Here is an 18,528-nt window from a genome sequence, read left to right as displayed (position 1 = left end):
ATTGGAATAATGTCAGCTCGACCACGTCATGCGCGGGACGACCACCGCACGCGGGTCGGATTTCTCAACTCGCACCCGATCCAATATGCTGCGCCGCTCTACGCATATCTGAACCGATCGCCCGACATAGAACCGGTTGCGATTTATCTGACCGATTTTAGTCTACGCGGCGCGGTCGACAAACAGTTCGGACAGGCAATCCGCTGGGACATCGATCTGCTTGCGGGGTACGAACATCATTTTGTTGGAAGAAATGTCGGAACCGCCGAACCGTACGGCTTCTTTTCCTTGGCATCTCCGGCGATCGGCAGCGCTATTCTTCGCCTGGATCTCGATGCTCTGGTACTGCACGGACACAATTACGCTGCCAATCTGATCGCCTTGGCTGCGGCTCGCGCGGCCGGCATTCCGGTCTTCTACAAAGCCGAGACGCATCTTGGCCTGCCGCGCAGCGGTATCAAATCCCGACTGCGTCCGGCGACGCTCAAAACCTTGTTCTCGCAGATGGCCGGCTTTCTGGCGATTGGAACGAAGAATGCGGCGTTCTATCGGTCGTTAGGCATTGCCGATGCCAAAATCCACTTTTACCCCTACACTGTCGACAACGACCGCTTCGTCACAGCAAGCGCTTTGACGGCAACGGAACGGGCCTCGAAACGCGCCGCTCTCGGCCTGTCGTCCGATGGCACCGTTATGCTCTACGCGTCCAAGCTAACGCATCGCAAACATCCCGACGATCTGCTCGCGGCTTGCCAGATCCTGGCGCGAGAAGGGCGGCCGGTGGAATTGCTGTTCGTCGGGACCGGCGAGTTGAATGCCGCGCTTCAACAGCAGGCGAGGTCCGAACCTACCCTCCCCGTCCATTTCGCGGGCTTCGTCAACCAGACCGAGTTGCCGGCCGCTTTCGCCGCGGCGGACGTATTCGTTTTGCCGTCCGAAGACGAACCCTGGGGTCTGATCTTCAACGAAGCCATGTGCGCTGGCCTGCCGGTCGTCGGGAGCGAAGAGATCGGATGCGTTGGTGATTTGGTCCGCCCGGGAGAAAACGGAGCCATTTTCAATGCGCGCGACGTCGGCGGTCTGGTCGATGCGTTGCGGCCGCTGGTATGCGACCAGGCGCTGCGCCGGCGCTATGGCGAGCGAAGCCGTCAGATCATCGATCGGTGGAGCTATGCCGAAAACCTCGCCGGACTGCGGGCGGCATTGGTCTCGGTCGGATACAGCACCGCCACCATATGAAGCTCGTTTATCACGGCGACATGGGGCTCGGCCATCACGCACGTCAGCGCGCCGAGGCGTTTGCGCGTCTGCCGGGTGTCGAGGTCCATCGGAGTGCAATCCCACGACTGCGAGGCTTCCTGCGTCTTAATGCCGCCAGCCTGTTACGTCGGCTCGGCATGTCGGTCGATTTCGGCGGCGAAAATGCAGCGTTACTCGCGATGGTCAGGAACGTTCAGCCCGATATCGTTTTCGTCGACAATGCCCGCGGCATTCGACCCAAGACATTGACGGAAATCGCTTCGCTTGGTGCCAAACTCGTATTCTCATCACCCGATGACATCGTCGCCCCGCACAACAGTTCGAAATGGCTGGTTCGGAGCCTGCCGCTATGGGACCTGTTCTTCACTACCAAAACGTTCAATGTCGAGGAACTGCGCGAGCGCGGCGTCCATCGGCCCATTCTCGTCGGGAACATGTATAATCCCGCAATCCACCGACCATTGACTAGCGCAGAGGTCGGTGCCGATTTCGAGGCATTCGATATCGTTTTCGTTGGAACGCACGAAAAGGAACGCGAAGATGACCTTCGGGCATTGGCTCGGACGGGCATGCGCGTGCTTGTCCATGGCAATACTGCGAGCCGCTTGAGCAAGGGATGGCGCGTTTTAGAGGACGACGGAGTCACGGTGCGTCCCGCCGTGATCGACGACGACTATGCGCGGGCAATGCATCACGGCAAGATCGCCATGTGCTTCCTGCGTAAGATGAATCGCGACCAGATCACCCAGCGCAGCATCGAAATTCCCGCAATGGCGCGCCCAATGCTCGCCGAAAAGACCGCCGAGCATGACGCGCATTTCGTCGACGGAACGGAATATGCAGGGTTCTCGACGCGAGACGAAATGCTGGCCCAGGCGACAGCGCTGCTCGCCGAAGACGGCAGGCGGCGGGAACTGGCCGACGCCGGACGGCGCCGTGCCCAAACGTCGCCGTACAGCATCGACGATGTCGTCGCGGTGATGCATGGTCATATTGCGGCGCTGTTGGGATGACCAAAAGCCGCTTGCGTATTGCGATCGCGACAAATGGTCGCTTTCATGTACTGGACCTCGCGCGCGAACTTGTGTCGCTTGGAATGGACGTCACATTCTACTCACTCCTGCCCAACCGTCGCGCCGAACAGTTCGGACTAGACAGCCGATTTTGTCGCAGCGTTTTTCCGGCAATGGCACCGCTGATCGCATGGCAACGCCTCGCTCCCAAGGCGGCCCCCGGGACGCTTGAGCGCTGGCATGCCCATTCGCTCAACCGGGCGATTCGTGCGAAGTTGGAACCATGTGACGTGTTCATCGGCATGTCGGGGTTGATCGTCGAAGCGGCACAGACGGCACGCGAGCGCTACGGTGCGCGGATCTTCGTCGAGCGCGGCAGCAAACACATCGACGTACAGGCTGCGATCCTGGCTGAACAAGATGCAGAGGGCCCTAGTCCGTTTGCGATCGACCGCGAGCGAAGAAGCTACGCTATGGCGGATCGCATCATGATCCCGGCTGAGCACGTGCGCCGTAGTTTCGATCACGATCGTGCGTCCATCGGCAAGCTTATGATCAACCCGTACGGCGTTGACCTGAACGACTTTCCGCAGCACACGGCACCACGTAAGGGCGCGCCGACGGTCGTCTTCAGCGGCGGCTGGCTCCGACGCAAGGGTGTGGACGTGTTGGTCGAAGCATTACGGCTAACGCCGGAGATTCGGTTCATTCATATCGGAGGACGCGGCGACTTTCCGTTCCCGAACGACCCCCGCTTCGAACATGTTGACCCGGTCGATCAACATCGGCTCCGGGAATTCTACGAGCAGGCCGACGCGTTCGCGATCGCCTCACGCGAAGAAGGGCTCGCTTTGGTTCAGATCCAGGCATTGGCAAGTGGCCTGCCGCTGGTTTGCACCGATCAGACCGGCGGGCGCGACTTGGCGTACACGCCAGCTTTGGCTAACCGCATCATCGAAGTCCCGGTCGAAGATGCGACCGCCTTGGCCGCAGCCATGCGACGGGCGATCCAAATCGGACGCGCGGGCGGTATGCTGCCGCCGGCCGATCGCGACCGCTTGTCGTGGCGGGCCTACGCGGAACGTTATCACGAGCACATCGAACGCGACCTGACCGAAGCTGGCCGGCCATGAGCCTGCTCCGTCGCTCGGCGCGCAACTTCGTCAGCCAGACGTTAAGCTTCGCCATTTCGATCCTCGACCGCATCGTACTGACTGGTGTTTTCGTTCGCGCCTGGAAGGTCAACGGCTTCTCGGATTGGACTACACTGTGGTCCACGGCGAGCCTGCTTGTAATGATCGAACTCGGCTTCCAAATCTATCTCGGCAACATGCTGGTCAAAGCCGAACGGCGCGGCCATCGGCGAGCGTTCCAGCTGCTCTTCGAACTCGGGCTCGGTTTCTATCTGGGATTATCGGCGATCGTTCTGGCCGTCGTCGCGGGATCGGTCGCCCTATTCGACATCGGGCACGCCCTGCGTTTGCACGCGACCGGTCTGGACGTCGTGCTGGTCGTATTGTGCTGCTATCAGATGCTCCGCATTGTTCGCGGTGGATTTACCCAGGTACTGCGCGGGCGTGGCGAATATCACCTGGTCATCCTGACCGACGTGCGCGCAACCGGGGCCGGCATCGTTGGCGCCATTGTGACGACGCTGCTGGGCGGGGGGCCTCTGGCCGTAGCATCGGTCTATCTAATCGCCGAATTGCTGTTCGGCACGATCTGGAGTCTGTCATTGGTTCGCAGGCGCCACACCGACATCCGCTTGCGCCTCCGTAAACCGCGCCGCCGCCAAGTGCTCGCCGCAGCTGGCGAATTGCGGTGGTACAGCGCAGTGCAGGTCAACACCTATCTGTTGGCTGGCCTACCGATCCTGATCGCGGCATGGCTGGGATTCGCCGGGGCCGGCCTGGCTGGGTTGGCGGTTCAGCGAACCTTGGTCAATTTCAGCCGGACCGTCGCCGCCACCTTCTCCGCTGCGGTCGGTGTGGAACTGGCCACGATTGATCCGCGACGCGATAGCGAGCGGCTGGTCAAGAGCGTGTTCGCGATCGCCCGCTTGAATGTCGCGCTCGCGGCACTGGCCGCAGCAGGTATCACGATATTCGGTGAGACGGTTATCGCATTGTGGACCGGCACGCCCGATTTGGGATCACGATCGACTCTCGCACTTTTGTTGCTGCCGGTCATCATCGTGGCACCGGTCGCACCGATGACGATGCTTTCGATCTATGCCGGAGCGCCGCGCGCGCAAGGGATCGGCACAGGCATTCAGTTGATCCTTGGCCTACCGCTCGCTGTCGCTTTGGGTCGCGTACTGGGTATCGATGGACTTGTACTTGGATTGGCAATCGGGGAGATCGTCGGTGTCGGGCTGGTCATTACGATGCTGGTCGCAAGCAAGTTCCGCGTGCCGATCGGGCGCCTTGCGCTCGATTCGTTGATGATCCTGTTCGTGTGCATTTTCTGGGCGTCGCTGGTCGGGTTGACGCTCAAGCTGCTGATCGTATCGCCGAGCCCCGTCGTCGCTGTCCTCAAACTGGCGGTATGGAGCGTGGTCGCCGGCGTTCCCGTCTTGCTCTATGCATTGCCCCCGCGACAGCGATCTCTGGTCTTGGCGATGCCGGCCCGCCTCCTTTACAGAAGAGCGTGATGGCACATTCTGACCTTCATATGGTGACTGCAGGACGATCGAATGCGTTCGACACGTTGGCTCCGCATCCACTGGAACTGGTGGCGTTGTTTGCCCTCGTCGTTCTGAATTGGGCTTTCTGGATAGCCGGTGGCTATATGTTCGTCGATTTTGGTGCGCCCGTGGCGATGGCGGTCATCATGGGAGTCGCGAATTGGCGTATGGCACGCGTCATGCCGGAGACGATCTGGACGCCTTTATTCGCCCTACGTCTAGCAACGCTCGTCGTCATCGGCATCGGAGGTCTGCTGCCGTATATCGTGCGCGATGCGACCCGCGATTATCTCCTGTCACTCTATCCATTCACGCCGGAAGAAGCCGCCAAGACCAACCTGATCTGGAGTACTGGCACCTTCCTCATTATCGCCTCGGCATTTGGGACCAATCTTGCAGCACGAAAAGCGTTCACGCGCCGACCGCGTGTCTCCGCGATCGGTCAGCACACGCTTGGGATCGGTCTTATCTTCTTGGCGGCTGGTCTCGCCAACATCATCCTCGTCGACATCGCCAATTTATTAGGGCTGTGGCATGTGACCATTGCCGGGAGTGTCCGCACGGTATTAGACGCCACGAACTTGGTCGGGATGTTCCTGGTGGCCCTGTGGGCGATTAAGCGCGGCACGTACGGCGCACTGTTGATCGCGGCATTGGTCCTGATCAACGTGGTTTTAGGGTTGATCGCCCTCAACAAAACGATGGTGCTATTGCCGATGTTGTTTATCGGCATCGCCCTGCTGGTCGACCGTTTCTCGATTGTACGGGCAGTTCTAATCACTATTGCGTTATTGGGTAGCCTTGCGCTGTTGCAACCTATGGTTGCCAATGCACGCATTCTGCAAACGCAGAAATACGGCGATACCGAAGGCGGTACGCTGAGCGAGCGCATTGCCGATTACATCGACTATACTAAGGGTATCCATAGCGAGGGAACTCGCACCGGCTCCGACGAAGCGCTCGTGCGATTGAGCTACGTGAACGTGGCGGCCTTTGAAATCTACCAGTATGATCGACGTATGCCAGACAATTCGATCGCTAATGCCGCAATCGCGCTGGTGCCTCGGTTCATCTGGCCCGACAAACCGATCGTTACGCAAAGCGGTAACGATCTCTATTATGCACTGACAGGGTTCGAGGGTAGCGCGGTCAGCGGTACCGTCATCGCCGACGCCTACTGGAATATGGGCTATGTCGGTTTGCTGCTGATCTGCCCGTTGATCGGAATTTATGCCATGCTGGTCAGTCGGATTTCCTACGGCGTCGTTCGCCAACGCGACTGGTTCATGATGCCGTTCGTCCTTATCGCCTTCAAGATCGGCTTTTCGGTCGATGGCTCGTTCGTCAATTCCGTCCTGGCGCCGATGGTCATATCGATTATCGCCTATCCAATCTTACGCCTGCTCGAAATCGTGCTCTCGAGCCGAATGGCCGAGAGCAAAACGGCGGCATTGGCGTGACTTTTTGCTGCTATCGACCTAACCGAATCACAGTTGCCAGTCCGCCACGCGACAACGAGGGACTTTTCGACAAGGTCATTCAACGATAGACGGCATAGCGATGTTCGAATCCCGATCTGGGATTCCCGACGTTTTGACATGAGGCCAATCCAAATGCGTGTTTCAGTTGCGGCGACAGCACTCGCGTTGCTCGCTTGTGCCGGTTGTACGAGCTACGGGGGATTCTCCAAGAAGAAGCCTATGGTGGTCGGTGTGGCTTCGACGCTTCCCGAACCGACGTCCGCGAACATCCCGATCCAGAACCGCCCCTATCTGATCGGTCCGTACGACAGCATATCGGTCGACGTATTCGGCGCGAAAGAGTTGAGCCGTTCCGGCATGATCGACGCCGCAGGTAATTTTTCGGTGCCGTTGGTTGGCGACGTCCGAGCGGCGGGGCTGACGACGTCGCAACTGGCGACGGTGATTACCGATCGCCTTCGTGGACGCTATGTCAACAATCCGCAGGTGTCGGTTCAGTTGACCGAAGCTCGCAGTCAGCTGGTCACTGTCGATGGCGCGGTGCGTCAACCGGGCGTCTATCCAGTCATGGGCAAGACCACGTTGCAGCAAGTCATTGCGATGGCGCGTGGCACCGACGAATATGCGCGCTTGAACGAAGTTGTCATTTTCCGTGACGTCGACGGCAAGCAGTTCGCTGCCCTGTTCAGCCTCAAGGACATCCGCGAGGGCGCGATGCATGACCCCGAAGTATTCGGCAACGACAAGATCATCGTTGGTGAAAGTCTCGGCCGCCGCATTTTCAAGGACACGATCCAGACCCTGCCCGCCTTCGGCGTCTTCACGCTGCTGCGCTGAGCCAGTAACAATCAAGCGAGCGATTCTAGGAAAATTTGGTGAGCAACATCGTATACAGCCCGTCTTCGGAGCAATCTCCGGTCGCTCGTCGCGCGTTGTCGCATATCGATACACCGGTTCCTTCGGACGTCGCTATCGAGGATCAGGAATCGGTACTGCGGCGCTATTGGCGAATTCTCCTTAAACGACGCTGGGTCGTGCTCGGGGTAATCGCGGCCTGCCTCTTGATCGGTCTTGTCGCCGCATTCATGACACAACGCCAGTACAGCGCGACCGTAACACTCGAGATCGCGCGGCAGGCGGACAAGGTGGTCAACCTGAATGACACGCGCGAGGCACCGGCCGTCGACCAGGAATTCTACCAGACACAATACACGCTGCTGCAGAGCCGATCGCTTGCCGAAGGCGTCGTTCGCGACTTGAAGTTGGCGGACAATACCGACTTCCTCACCAATTACACTGGCAAGGACGCCGGCAAGCTCGCCGGGGCTTCGCGGCGGGAACGTGAGATCGCGGCGACCGGTATCGTTCTCGCCAACACCGAGGTCATTCCTGTACGGCTGTCGTCGATCGTCAATGTTCGTTACAATAGCCCCGACCCGCAAATGGCCATGCGGATCGCGAATTCGCTGGCGGACAATTTCATTCGCACGAGCTTGGCAAGGCGTTTCGACGCCACGGCGTATGCCCGGAACTTTCTGCAAGATCGGCTCGAGCAAACCCGCCGCAAGCTTGAGGATTCGGAAGCAAAGGCGGTCGCTTACGCTGGCCAACAAGGCATCATCTCGATCGGGGGGAGCACGAGCCAGCCTGGTCAACCCTCCGGCACAACCGAAGGATCGTCGATCACCGCGTCCGACCTCGTCGGATTGAACGCGGCACTGATCGACGCGCGCGCGAAGCGGGTTCAGGCCGAGAGTCGCTATCAGGAGGCCAAGCGCACAGGCGGATCTGGTCTGTCGGAAGTCTCGACGAACAGCGCAATCAGCAGCCTGCGCGAGCAGCGAGCGATGCTCCAGGCCGAATATCAGAAGCAATCCGCCACGCTGGGCCCCGATTATCCGAGCCAGGTCGCGTTGCGTCGCCAAATCGACGAATTGGACAAGCAAATCCGGTCGGAAACCGGTCGTGTGTCGAGTTCGGTGGAGTCGGCATACCGGGAAGCGCTACAGACAGAACGCGAGTTGCAGACTCGTGTCGATAGTTTGAAATCCAATGTAATCGACCTCCGTCGTCGGAGCATTCAGTACAATATCTACGAGCGCGATGTGGACACCAACCGCGCGCTCTATGATGCGCTATTGCAGCAATATAAGGAAACCGGCGTTGCCGCCGGCGTCGGCACCAATAACGTGTCGATAGTCGATGCGGCGACAATACCGAACAGTCCATTCAAACCCAGCCTGCGTCTCAACATCCTGCTCGCCCTGCTGATCGGTGCGGCGTTGGGCTGCGCGATGGCACTCATCCTCGAACAGCTCGCGGAAGCCGCCGTTCTGCCCGAAGAGTTTCAAAGCAAGCTCGGTGTCCCGCTGCTCGGCACTATTCCGTTGCTCGACAAGGACCAGTCGGCGATGGAAGTCCTTCGCGATCGCAAGGCAGCCGTATCGGAGGCATATTTCTCGGTTTTCACCGCCATGCAGTTCATCACCACACATGGCCTGCCGCGATCGATTTTCGTCACTAGCACCCAGCCATCGGAGGGGAAATCGACGACTGCGGTCTCGCTGGCAACGAGCATCGCGCGCGTCGGCAAGAAGGTACTTCTGATCGATGCCGATATGCGTAACCCGTCGAACCACCGCATGTTCGGTCTGGAAAACGAAGCCGGTCTCAGCAACGTCTTAGTCGGCGAGAAGGATTTGGCGGAGGTTGCCCACCACACCGAAGTTCCGACCCTGTTCGTGGTGACCGCCGGTCACATTCCGCCGAATCCGGCTGAGTTGTTGACCGGTGAAACCGTGCGACGCTTGCTTACGCGAGCACTCGCGGAATTCGATCACGTCGTGGTGGACGGCCCGCCAGTACTTGGCCTGGCCGACGCGCCGCTGCTCGGCAGTTCGGCAGAGGCTACGATTTTCATTCTCGAAACTGGCCGCACCCGCGCGACTCAGGCCAAACGGGCGATTGCCAGGCTCAACGCGGTCGGAGCATCGGTGCTGGGGGCAGTGCTCACGAAGTTCGATGCGAAGCGCGAAGGGTATGGCTATGGCGAAGGCTATGGCTACGATTATTCTTACGGTCGTTAGAGGATCTGGTATCGTGCGCTCGAAAATCGTGTCCTCACCACGCCTACCGAGCATCGGTATCGTGGCGGCGCTGCGCTGGTAGACCAATTCCTTGGCTCGGCGCGCCGATCTTCAGACGGCTCCTGATGTCGTCCATTTTCATGACGCGCGTGCGGAGGCGTTCGCCAGCCGCTATCGCGTGTCCGCCGCCTTTCAGGAGCGCGCCGTCATCTGGGCAACAGCAATCCGCGCGCATGTGACTGCGGACAGTGATGTTCTCGACCTAGGCTGCGGCTCGGGCATTTTCTCGTTCGCCGCTGCCGAATATGCCAAGACAGTTATCGGAATCGACGGTAGCGCCAGCATGATCGCGCTGTGTAATTCGGACGCCGAACGACGCGGGCTATCCAACGCGTTCTTCGAACGGCATCTGATTGAGAATGTTGCGCAAGAAATGGACCGTCGGTTCGACGTCGTATTATGTTCGAGCGTCCTCGAATATCTCGATGACCTTCCCGGAACGCTCAAGATCATCGCGCATATGCTCCGACCGAGCGGAACGCTGATCTTTTCGATGCCCAATCAGCGGAGCTGGTACCGGTCAGTGGAAAAGGTACTACACCGTCTGACTGGGCGTCCGCGCTATTTCGGCCTAGTCAAGGCCAATTTCGACAGCGATCAACTCCGCATGTCGCTGGATCGTGCTGGCCTAGGCCTGGACAGCGATGTCGTATTCGGCAATCCGCCCGCGTCCGGGCTGATGGGCTTGCTACCTGGTGGTGCGGATCGTCTGAAGACGATGCGGCTGTATACCGCCACCAAGTTCTCCTGATGGACGGCAGACCATGTGCGGGATAGCCGGCTATCTCGCCGATTACTCGCCGCACGTGGCGGCGCGCATGGCATCCGCGATCGCGCATCGCGGTCCGGACGGTCATGGCATCTTCGCGGATACTAGTCGCGTGGCGCTCGCCCATGCGCGATTGTCGGTCATCGATCTCAGTACCGCCGGTCACCAGCCGATGACAGATGCCAGTGGGCGATATACCATTGTCTACAATGGAGAAATCTACAATTATCGCGAGTTGAGACGCGATCTCTTGGCAGACGCTAAGTTCCGGGGCGAATCCGACACTGAAGTCTTAATCGAGGGTTACGCAAGATATGGGACCGATTTTTTCCGAAAACTGAACGGCATCTTCGCCCTGGCGATCTGGGACGGGCACGATCAAACGCTCATCTTGGCGCGTGACGGTCTCGGAGTGAAACCACTATATGTATATCGCGATTCCCGCGGAATTGCCTTTGCCAGCGAAATCAAGGCAATGCTCGCAATCCCCGGGATGGATCGGACCACCGACCCGGTCGCCGCCGCGGCCTACATTTCCTACCTGTGGTCGCCCGGCGAGCGGACGATGTTTCAGTCGGTACGCAAACTCTCACCCGGTACCTGGGCGCGATGGAACACGGTGGGCGGTTGCGAGACGGGCTCGTTCTATACGTTGCCAAACTATTCTTCTGACCCTGCCGGCAACACGGACCACTTGATTGCGCGCACTACGGATCTGGTACGTCAAGCCGTCCACCGGCAGATGGTGTCCGATGTCGACGTCGGCGCTTTCCTGTCCGGCGGCTTGGATTCGAGTGCGGTCGTTGCCTTCGCCCGCGAGTGCTCAAACACACGCTTGCAGTGCTTTACGATAGATTACGGCGGAACTGGAGACGATGCCGCCGAACTCGTCGCGGATTTGCCCTACGCGCAATCGGTGGCGCGTCACCTCGATGTAGACCTGCATACGGTTAAGGTGGATGCCTCAATGGCAAATGAGTTCGAGCAACTCATTTGGTTGCTCGACGAACCTGAGGCGGATCCTGCGGCGTTGAATAATCTGCACATCGCTGCGCTGGCGCGCGCGAACGGTATAAAGGTCTTATTGAGCGGAACCGGTGGCGACGACATCTTTACGGGATATCGTCGTCATCAAGCCGCGCAACTGGAAACGTGGATCGACGCGACGCCCTCATTCCTTCGTCGCGCGGGTGCCAGCACGGCTGAACTACTGCCTGTGGATCGACCCCTGACCCGGCGCTTACGCAAGATCGCCCAGGCTGCGAGCCGCTCCAGCGACGAGCGACTGGCGAGCTACTTTGAATGGCTGCCACTCGAGGATGTCGGTCGAGTGATGCACAAAAGTTCGCCGCATCTGATCGAACAAGTGCGCGAACCGCTGATTACAACCTTGCGCGGACAGCCGAATACAAATGCACTCGAGCGCCTGTTGCGCGTCGATCAGCGCTTCTTTCTGACAGACCACAATCTAAACTATACCGACAAAACCGGCATGGCCCATGGCGTGGAGATTCGTGTGCCGCTGTTGGACCGTGACCTAATGGCGTTTGCTGCTACCGTTCCGACGCGATACAAACTACGTCGCGGCACGACGAAATGGGTATTTCGCCGAGCGATGGAACCGATACTCCCCCGCGAGGTCATCTACCGTCCCAAGACTGGCTTCGGCGTTCCCTTGCGAGCGTGGCTCAAAGGACCAATGCGGGAAATGATCGCCGACCTGACCAGCGCGGCGACTATCAACAGCCGCGGACTTTTCGATACCGTCGCCGTCCAACAGTTGCGGGATGCGACGCTGTCGGGAAAGGTCGATGGCGCCTATTCCTTGCTCGCCGTCGGTGCCATTGAGCTATGGTGTCGGCGATTTATCGACCTGCCGGTCGCCCACTGAAATTTCGGATCGGCCACGGCCGGGCCGAACCTAACGACTTAAACGGATAAACGATGCGTCTATTTGTTAGATCACTGGCGGCCGCTACGCGCTTTGCCGCGACTTGGGCGGATTGGGGCTTCTCGGCAGCCTATCACCAAGCCATTATCGCGCGATTTGCCGGCGATCATAGCTTTAAAACGAAGCCCAGCGGCGTGCGTTTCCATTATCGTGGGATCGCCGATTACGGCGTCTTGCACTTCTTCACGGTCGACCAAGGATATTTCGAAACGCACTCCAATCGTCGGATCGAGACGATCGTCGACGCCGGCGGCAATATCGGCTGTTTCTCGACACTAGCGCGAGCGCATTATCCAGACGCACGCATTTTCGGGTTCGAGATCGACCGGTCGAATTTTGATATTTTCGCAAAGAATCTCAAAGAGCTCGGCAATGCCGTGGCACTGAGAAAAGCACTTTGGAAATCGACCGGGCCCGTTGCCTTCATCCAGGGCGAGACGACGCAGGCGCACTCGGTCGCGACGCCGGACGGCGATCCGGATGCCAATCTCGTCGATGCTCTATCCTTGGCCGACCTGATGCAGCAGGAGGGATTGGAGCGGATCGATATCCTCAAGATGGATATCGAGGGTGCGGAAGGCGAAGTCATGGGGAATATGTCCCAAGATGTTCTTTCGCGGGTCAATGCCATTATCTTCGAATGCAACGACTCAGAGCAAGCTGGCGCATCGATCCGCGTCGTGTCACGACTGTTGGACAGCGACTTCGATGGTTTTGCATTTGGCGAGAATCTGTATTTCGTGCGCCGCTCGACCGGTTGGCAATTCCGTCGACGCCAGCCTGGCTTGATGCCAATCTGGCGTCAGCCGCAAAGTTAATCCGCTGATTTGACACCCAGCAACTCGGCCACGGCATCGATGTCGTGCGCAGCACGCCAATTTAGCTCCGCAGCCGCTTTAGTGGGATCGACGTGTTGCGTGCGGACCTCGAGCGGGCGTGCTGGAAAAACGTTCGCCCGAACGTACAGCTGCCAATCCAGACCGAATGTCGCGAAAACCCGCGACACGAAATACGATAGCGGCTCGCTGCGGCCCGTTGCTATGACAAAGCTGTCGGGTCGATCATGCTGCAGGATTGCGCGCATCGCCGCAACGTAATCCGGCGCCCAACCCCAGTCCCGGATCACCGCAACGTCGCCGAGTTCCAGTATTTCCGTCGATCCCTCCGCGATACGCCGCGCGGCGTCGACGATCTTGCGCGTGACGAAACGGCCGTCGCGCAAAGGGGATTCGTGATTTCCTAAGTAGGCTGTAGCGACAAATCGGCCGCCCGCCTCATCGCGAGCCAGCCGAGCCAATGTGGACTGGGCAATTTTCGCGGTCGCATACGGGCTACGCGGCGCGAAAGCGGTTTCCTCGGTAATCGGCCGGTCGGCTGGCGCTTCCCCGAAGCAATCGATCGAAGACGCCTCCAAGATGCGGACGGATGAGCCTCTCGTCACCTCCAGTAAATGGGCAAAGCCGACAGTCGCAGACATCGCACCCGAGGGAGAGACGAATGACTGCGAGACCGAGCTCTGCGCCGCCAGATAGTAGATTTCTTCCGGCTGGGCAGCTTCGACCACCGTCGCCAACGCGCTCGCCGTTTGTAGATCGCAGCGGCGAAGGGTCACGCAGTCGGCGACGTCAAGTCGGACCAGATTGGAGGGCGTGCCGACCGCCCGGCTCGTGCCCCATACCTGATCGCCCAAGTCGACCAAGTGTCGGGCGAGGTAGACGCCATCTTGCCCTCCGATACCGACGATCAGTACGCGCGTCATCGGCGCTCTGCGACGCGATGAACGAGCGCTTGCAGTCGTCGCGTGAATTCTGGGAAAGCGAAGTAGGATAATCGGGGAGGGACGCCCCGCGGCTGCATCAGGCCGTGGACGATTGCATCATGCAACGCGCCGCGATCGGTAGGATCGACGAGGATGCCGAGTTCACCACCTAGAAGCGCCTCTCGCCCGCCGTCGATCCGACTTCCGAGTGCCGGCGTACCGCAGGCCAACGCCTCGATCAGAACGAAGCCGAAACCCTCGCCTGAACTCGGCATGACGTACAGGTCCGCGAGTCGATAGGTCGCGGCCTTTTCCGATTCCTCGATATAACCGGCAAAAATCGCGCGATCCGCAACGCCAAGCTCGACGGCTTTCGCTTCGAGCCGCGCACGGTCGTTACCGTCCCCGGCCAACAGATACACGATGTCTGGATCTAGGGCGGGCAGCAGATCGAGAACCTCATCGAAGCCCTTGTAGCGTTCCGATGCGTCCATGCGTCCGAACGTCATCAGGACACGCTTTTTGGCCAGGCCATATCGCCGCTCCAGCGCCGGATCACGGGTTCCGGAACCAAATTGATCGAGGTGGATAGCGTTCGGCATCAAGCTGGTCCGAGCGCGGTCGTAGGCACTCCAACCAAGGAATCGGTCTAGCGTCACTTGGCTGATAGAAAAAATGTGGTTCGCATGTCGTACCGCTCGGTCGACCGACCGCCGACTGCTCGGCTTCCATGCATCAATGCCGTAGATCGCAAGCAACCATGGCGCGCGGCTCCACCATGCAGCGACGCGAGCGAGCGGCGCGAGATTGACATGCGCGCAATAGACGAGGTCGAATGGGCCTTGGCGCAATGCCGCTACAAGTGCTCTCAGATAGGCGGACATGCCCAGCGCGGCGGAAACCTCGTACCGCAACTTTGCCGGCAATGGCTCCATGTCGCGAGACACCAGACGAGGCAGCGCGACAACCTCCGTTAAGTCTGGGTCTGCACACAACGCAGTTAGGACATCGCGGTTGTAGGTCGCGATACCGCCATGGCCGCCAAAACCATCCGACAACAGATATAGAATCCGCAACGGGCGACGCGTCGGCATAGCGGTCACCCTGCCCGTGCAACGGCTTTCAGGTCGGCCTCCACCATGTCGCGGACCAACTCTTCGAACGTGACGGCCGGGGTCCAGCCCAAGTCGGCTCGCGCCTTACTAGCATCGCCGATCAACAAATCGACCTCCGTCGGACGGAAATAGCGCTTATCGATCTGTACGACAGTTTTGCCGGTATCGGTGCAGCGACCTATCTCCGAAATGCCGCTACCGGACCAAGCGATCTCGACGCCAGCGCAAGCGAATGCGCGCTCGGTGAATTCGCGTACGCTATGTGTTTCGCCGGTCGCCAAGACGTAGTCGCCGCCACTCGGCTGCTGCAGCATGCGCCACATCCCCTCGACATAATCGCGCGCGTGTCCCCAATCGCGCTGCGCATCCAAATTCCCGAGATACAGGCAGTCCTGCATTCCATGGACGATCGCAGACACGGCGCGTGTGATCTTGCGCGTTACGAACGTCTCGCCGCGCCGCGGACTCTCGTGGTTGAACAAGATGCCGTTCGACGCGTGCATCGCATACGCCTCGCGATAGTTCACAGTCGCCCAGTAAGCATACAGCTTCGCCACGGCATACGGACTGCGCGGATAAAAGGGCGTTCGCTCGGTTTGCGGTACCTCTTGCACCATGCCGTACAGTTCCGACGTAGACGCTTGATAGAACCGCGTCTTCTCCGCCATGCCGAGCAACCGTATCGCCTCCAATATCCGCATCGTGCCGACCGCATCGGCATTCGCTGTGTATTCGGGCGTTTCGAAACTCACCGCGACATGGCTCTGCGCCGCCAGGTTGTAGACCTCATCGGGTTCGACGACCGCGATGATCCGGCTCAACGCACTCGCATCGGTCAGATCACCGTAGTGGAGAAACATGCGCACATCGGGTGCGTGCGGATCCTCGTATAGGTGATCGATGCGCTCGGTATTGAACGACGACGAGCGTCGGCGGATACCGTGGACCTCGTATCCCTTTTGCAAAAGTAACTCGGCCAAGTACGATCCGTCCTGGCCGGTAATGCCGGTAATGATGGCGCGCTTGCGGGTCATATGTTGGCCACGTCGATTTGCGCGGCGTTAGCTGTCTTCACTTGGCTCTCGCTAGAGCCGAAACGAGGCTTATAGGCGACCATGCAGATCGAATAGCCACGCAAGCCGAACCGCATCAGTACAGAATCAAACAAGCGCGGCATCCAGCGCAGCGGTATGATCGCCAGCCACCCCGCTCCGAGGAACAGACGGTGGACCTTGCAGACCTGCTGGCTGAAAAAACCACTGCAGGTCGTCACTTCCTCGATCATCAAACCGGACAAGTCGCACAGTTCGCGCAACATGCCGATCGTATAGCCACGACGCACATGTCCGCCGTCCTCCTCTGTCGAGAATGGTCCATAATCCGCGCTAGACAAGGCGTGGTAATAATAAAACGGTGACGTGAAGAGCAACCGGCCGCCGGGCTTAAGACAGCCGGCAATATCGCGCATCAATTTGTCATCGTTCAGGATATGCTCGATATTTTCGCAATTAAGCACGACATCGAAACGCTCTTTCAGATCGTCCCTGCGATCGAGGTCGCGCAAGTCCTGGATCGGAAACGAAGTTCCGGGGACGCCACAGATCTGCGCCCTGGTTTGCGCAGTCTGCTGGTTTCGCTCGTCCCAACTGAGCCCGGTCGCCTGATATCCGCGCTTCGCCGCGCCAATCGTGAACAATCCCGAACCACACCCGACGTCAAGGAGCGTTTCACCGTTACGCGTGAGCGGCAAGTGCCGACGAAGGAACCGCCAGCGATCGGCGACCAACGTATCGCCGTGGAGAAACGCGCCGCGAAATCCGAATAGGCGAACGAGTAGATGGCGATCAAAACGCATTAAGCTAGGTATCCAGATTGAGAGAAGGCGCGGATGCCCCAGTCCGCCGCTGCTGTCCAGCAATTCGCCAAGTGATGGCCGCCGCTCAGCGCGCGCCGAAGCCGGTAAGCACCGCAGCGATCGTCTTCAGCACGATCAGCATATCAAGCCAAGGCGAGAAGAACTTGATATAAAAAAAGTCGTTCTGCAGCTTCTCCCTGACTTCGGCGATTTCGGCAACGTGGCCCTGATTCACCTGTGCCCAGCCTGTCAGGCCGGGTCGAACGATATGCCTATAGCGATAGAAAGGAAGCTCGGCTTCATACCATTCCGACAGGGACAAGGCCTCAGGCCGGGGGCCGATCCAGCTCATTTCACCGCGCAAAATGTTGAAAATTTGGGGCAACTCGTCCAACCGCGTCCGACGAATAAACCGACCTACGCGCGTGATGCGGGCATCCCCCTGAATCGTCATTGACTGGCGCCGGCTGCCCGACTCACTCGCGCTGTCGATCATCGAGCGGATCTTGTAGACCGTGAACGGCCGGCCACGATAACCGATGCGCTCCTGCCGAAAGATTGCAGGTCCACGACTGTCCAGCTTCACCGCGACCACGACGATACCAATCACCACTATCGCGACGGGCAGCACGGCTAGCGCAACGAGAAAATCCAGCAGCACCTTCAACTTCACATAGGGCTGAAGCGGAACGAGCGATCCGAAATTATTCTCGCTGAGGTGTTCGAGCTGAACGCGGCCGGTCAACGATTCGCCGAGTTGCTTGACGTGGAAAATTATTCCGCCCTGTAACGACCTGTCCGCAAGGACGCGCTCCCAGTCTTTGGGAATGTCGGCATGAAAATCGGCCACGAGAACATCAAACGAATCGTATACATCCTGTGGATTTATCAAGTTAATCCACTCAATCCCAGCTATATCAAGCAATTCCTCGGTTCTGCCGAACGGTACAACACCGATACGTTTTCGACCAAGCCGCTTCAACCATCCAAATATTATTATATAAAATATGACGGCAATTACGAAACTTGCAAATAGAATGGACCGACTGTAATCCATCCTTGAGATGATAAGAAAGCTTATGCACAACAGATAGGAAGCAATAAACGATGGAATAACGTAAAAACTTACCTCTATTGCTGGGAAAACTGCCATACTGCGTATGAAATAATATCCAAGAATCAGTCCTGCGATGCTGACTATCAGAGTCAGGGTAATTACGTTGGAAGCTGGTTCGCCACCGAACGCGATGCGGACGAAAAAAGGTAGGAAGCATGCTAGCAGCAGGCCAAGGGGGAGCTGCACGCGAATCCGCGCAAACGGGGTTGCACGCGGAACATGGACATAACGCTGCACAATTACTCGATTCTCGCCAATATGCCCCTGGATCGGGCGGCAAGCGATCAGCTAACTGCTTGTCCATCTATGTTCAACGCCCGCCATATCAAACTGCATCGCCGACTCCCCCCGCTGGGCTTCTTGCGGTGATAGACAG

15 protein-coding genes are annotated in these 18,528 nt (G+C 58.8%); 10 read left to right on the top strand and 5 right to left on the bottom strand.

The annotated features are described in order from the left end of the window. Positions 1-9 precede the first annotated feature (9 nt). From J0I47_RS01535 to J0I47_RS01490, 10 genes are all read left to right on the top strand, one after another. Entirely contained in the window at positions 10-1,239 is a 1,230-nt protein-coding gene (locus tag J0I47_RS01535) for a glycosyltransferase family 4 protein (RefSeq protein ID WP_294044680.1), read from the top strand. Next, on the top strand, positions 1,236-2,273 hold the full coding sequence (locus J0I47_RS01530) for a glycosyltransferase (protein ID WP_294044679.1): 1,038 nt from the start codon (positions 1,236-1,238) through the stop codon (positions 2,271-2,273). Before J0I47_RS01535 ends, J0I47_RS01530 begins: the two co-directional genes overlap by 4 nt. Next, on the top strand, positions 2,270-3,406 hold the full coding sequence (locus J0I47_RS01525) for a glycosyltransferase family 4 protein (RefSeq protein ID WP_294044678.1): 1,137 nt from the start codon (positions 2,270-2,272) through the stop codon (positions 3,404-3,406). Before J0I47_RS01530 ends, J0I47_RS01525 begins: the two co-directional genes overlap by 4 nt. Beyond that, a complete protein-coding gene (locus J0I47_RS01520; protein ID WP_294044677.1) occupies positions 3,403-4,926 on the top strand; it encodes a hypothetical protein in 1,524 nt (507 codons plus the stop codon). The genes J0I47_RS01525 and J0I47_RS01520 overlap by 4 nt, the downstream gene beginning before the upstream one ends. Continuing rightward, positions 4,926-6,419: a hypothetical protein gene (locus J0I47_RS01515; RefSeq protein WP_294044676.1), complete on the top strand. Its 1,494-nt coding sequence runs from the start codon at positions 4,926-4,928 to the stop codon at positions 6,417-6,419. Before J0I47_RS01520 ends, J0I47_RS01515 begins: the two co-directional genes overlap by 1 nt. A gap of 240 nt (positions 6,420-6,659) precedes the next feature. Then, complete coding sequence (locus tag J0I47_RS01510; protein ID WP_294044675.1) at positions 6,660-7,277, top strand: polysaccharide biosynthesis/export family protein; 618 nt, start codon at positions 6,660-6,662, stop codon at positions 7,275-7,277. Positions 7,278-7,315: 38 nt separating this feature from the next. Then, entirely contained in the window at positions 7,316-9,526 is a 2,211-nt protein-coding gene (locus J0I47_RS01505) for a polysaccharide biosynthesis tyrosine autokinase (protein ID WP_294044674.1), read from the top strand. Between the two features lie 91 nt (positions 9,527-9,617). Continuing rightward, positions 9,618-10,337, top strand: coding sequence for a methyltransferase domain-containing protein (locus tag J0I47_RS01500; RefSeq protein ID WP_294044673.1), 720 nt, complete (start codon positions 9,618-9,620; stop codon positions 10,335-10,337). 13 nt (positions 10,338-10,350) lie between these two features. After that, positions 10,351-12,246 carry an asparagine synthase (glutamine-hydrolyzing) gene (asnB, locus tag J0I47_RS01495; protein ID WP_294044672.1) on the top strand — a complete coding sequence of 632 codons (1,896 nt, stop codon included), beginning with the start codon at positions 10,351-10,353 and terminating at the stop codon, positions 12,244-12,246. Positions 12,247-12,299: 53 nt separating this feature from the next. After that, positions 12,300-13,124, top strand: a complete 825-nt coding sequence (locus tag J0I47_RS01490; protein WP_294044671.1) for an FkbM family methyltransferase — start codon at positions 12,300-12,302, stop codon at positions 13,122-13,124. Here the strand turns inward: J0I47_RS01490 and J0I47_RS01485 are convergent. The 5 genes from J0I47_RS01485 to J0I47_RS01465 are packed head-to-tail and all read right to left on the bottom strand — an operon-like array spanning position 13,121 to position 18,389. Further along, positions 13,121-14,065, bottom strand: a complete 945-nt coding sequence (locus J0I47_RS01485; protein WP_294044670.1) for a GDP-mannose 4,6-dehydratase — start codon at positions 14,063-14,065, stop codon at positions 13,121-13,123. The two genes, J0I47_RS01490 and J0I47_RS01485, sit on opposite strands and share 4 nt — an antisense overlap. Beyond that, positions 14,062-15,159 (bottom strand): glycosyltransferase family 4 protein, encoded by a 1,098-nt coding sequence (locus J0I47_RS01480; protein WP_294044669.1) that lies wholly within the window; start codon positions 15,157-15,159, stop codon positions 14,062-14,064. The genes J0I47_RS01485 and J0I47_RS01480 overlap by 4 nt, the downstream gene beginning before the upstream one ends. Positions 15,160-15,164: 5 nt before the next feature. After that, positions 15,165-16,214, bottom strand: a complete 1,050-nt coding sequence (gene gmd, locus J0I47_RS01475) for a GDP-mannose 4,6-dehydratase (protein WP_294044668.1) — start codon at positions 16,212-16,214, stop codon at positions 15,165-15,167. Continuing rightward, on the bottom strand, positions 16,211-17,098 hold the full coding sequence (locus J0I47_RS01470) for a methyltransferase domain-containing protein (protein WP_294044667.1): 888 nt from the start codon (positions 17,096-17,098) through the stop codon (positions 16,211-16,213). The genes gmd and J0I47_RS01470 overlap by 4 nt, the downstream gene beginning before the upstream one ends. 22 nt (positions 17,099-17,120) lie before the next feature. Further along, positions 17,121-18,389, bottom strand: a complete 1,269-nt coding sequence (locus tag J0I47_RS01465; protein WP_294044666.1) for a sugar transferase — start codon at positions 18,387-18,389, stop codon at positions 17,121-17,123. Between the last annotated feature and the right edge of the window lie 139 nt (positions 18,390-18,528).

Source organism: Sphingomonas sp., from assembly GCF_017304635.1.
Classification (GTDB): Bacteria; Pseudomonadota; Alphaproteobacteria; order Sphingomonadales; family Sphingomonadaceae; genus Sphingomonas.
The sequence above is the reverse complement of the archived record's forward strand: the minus strand, read 5'-3'. Positions and strand labels throughout refer to the sequence as shown.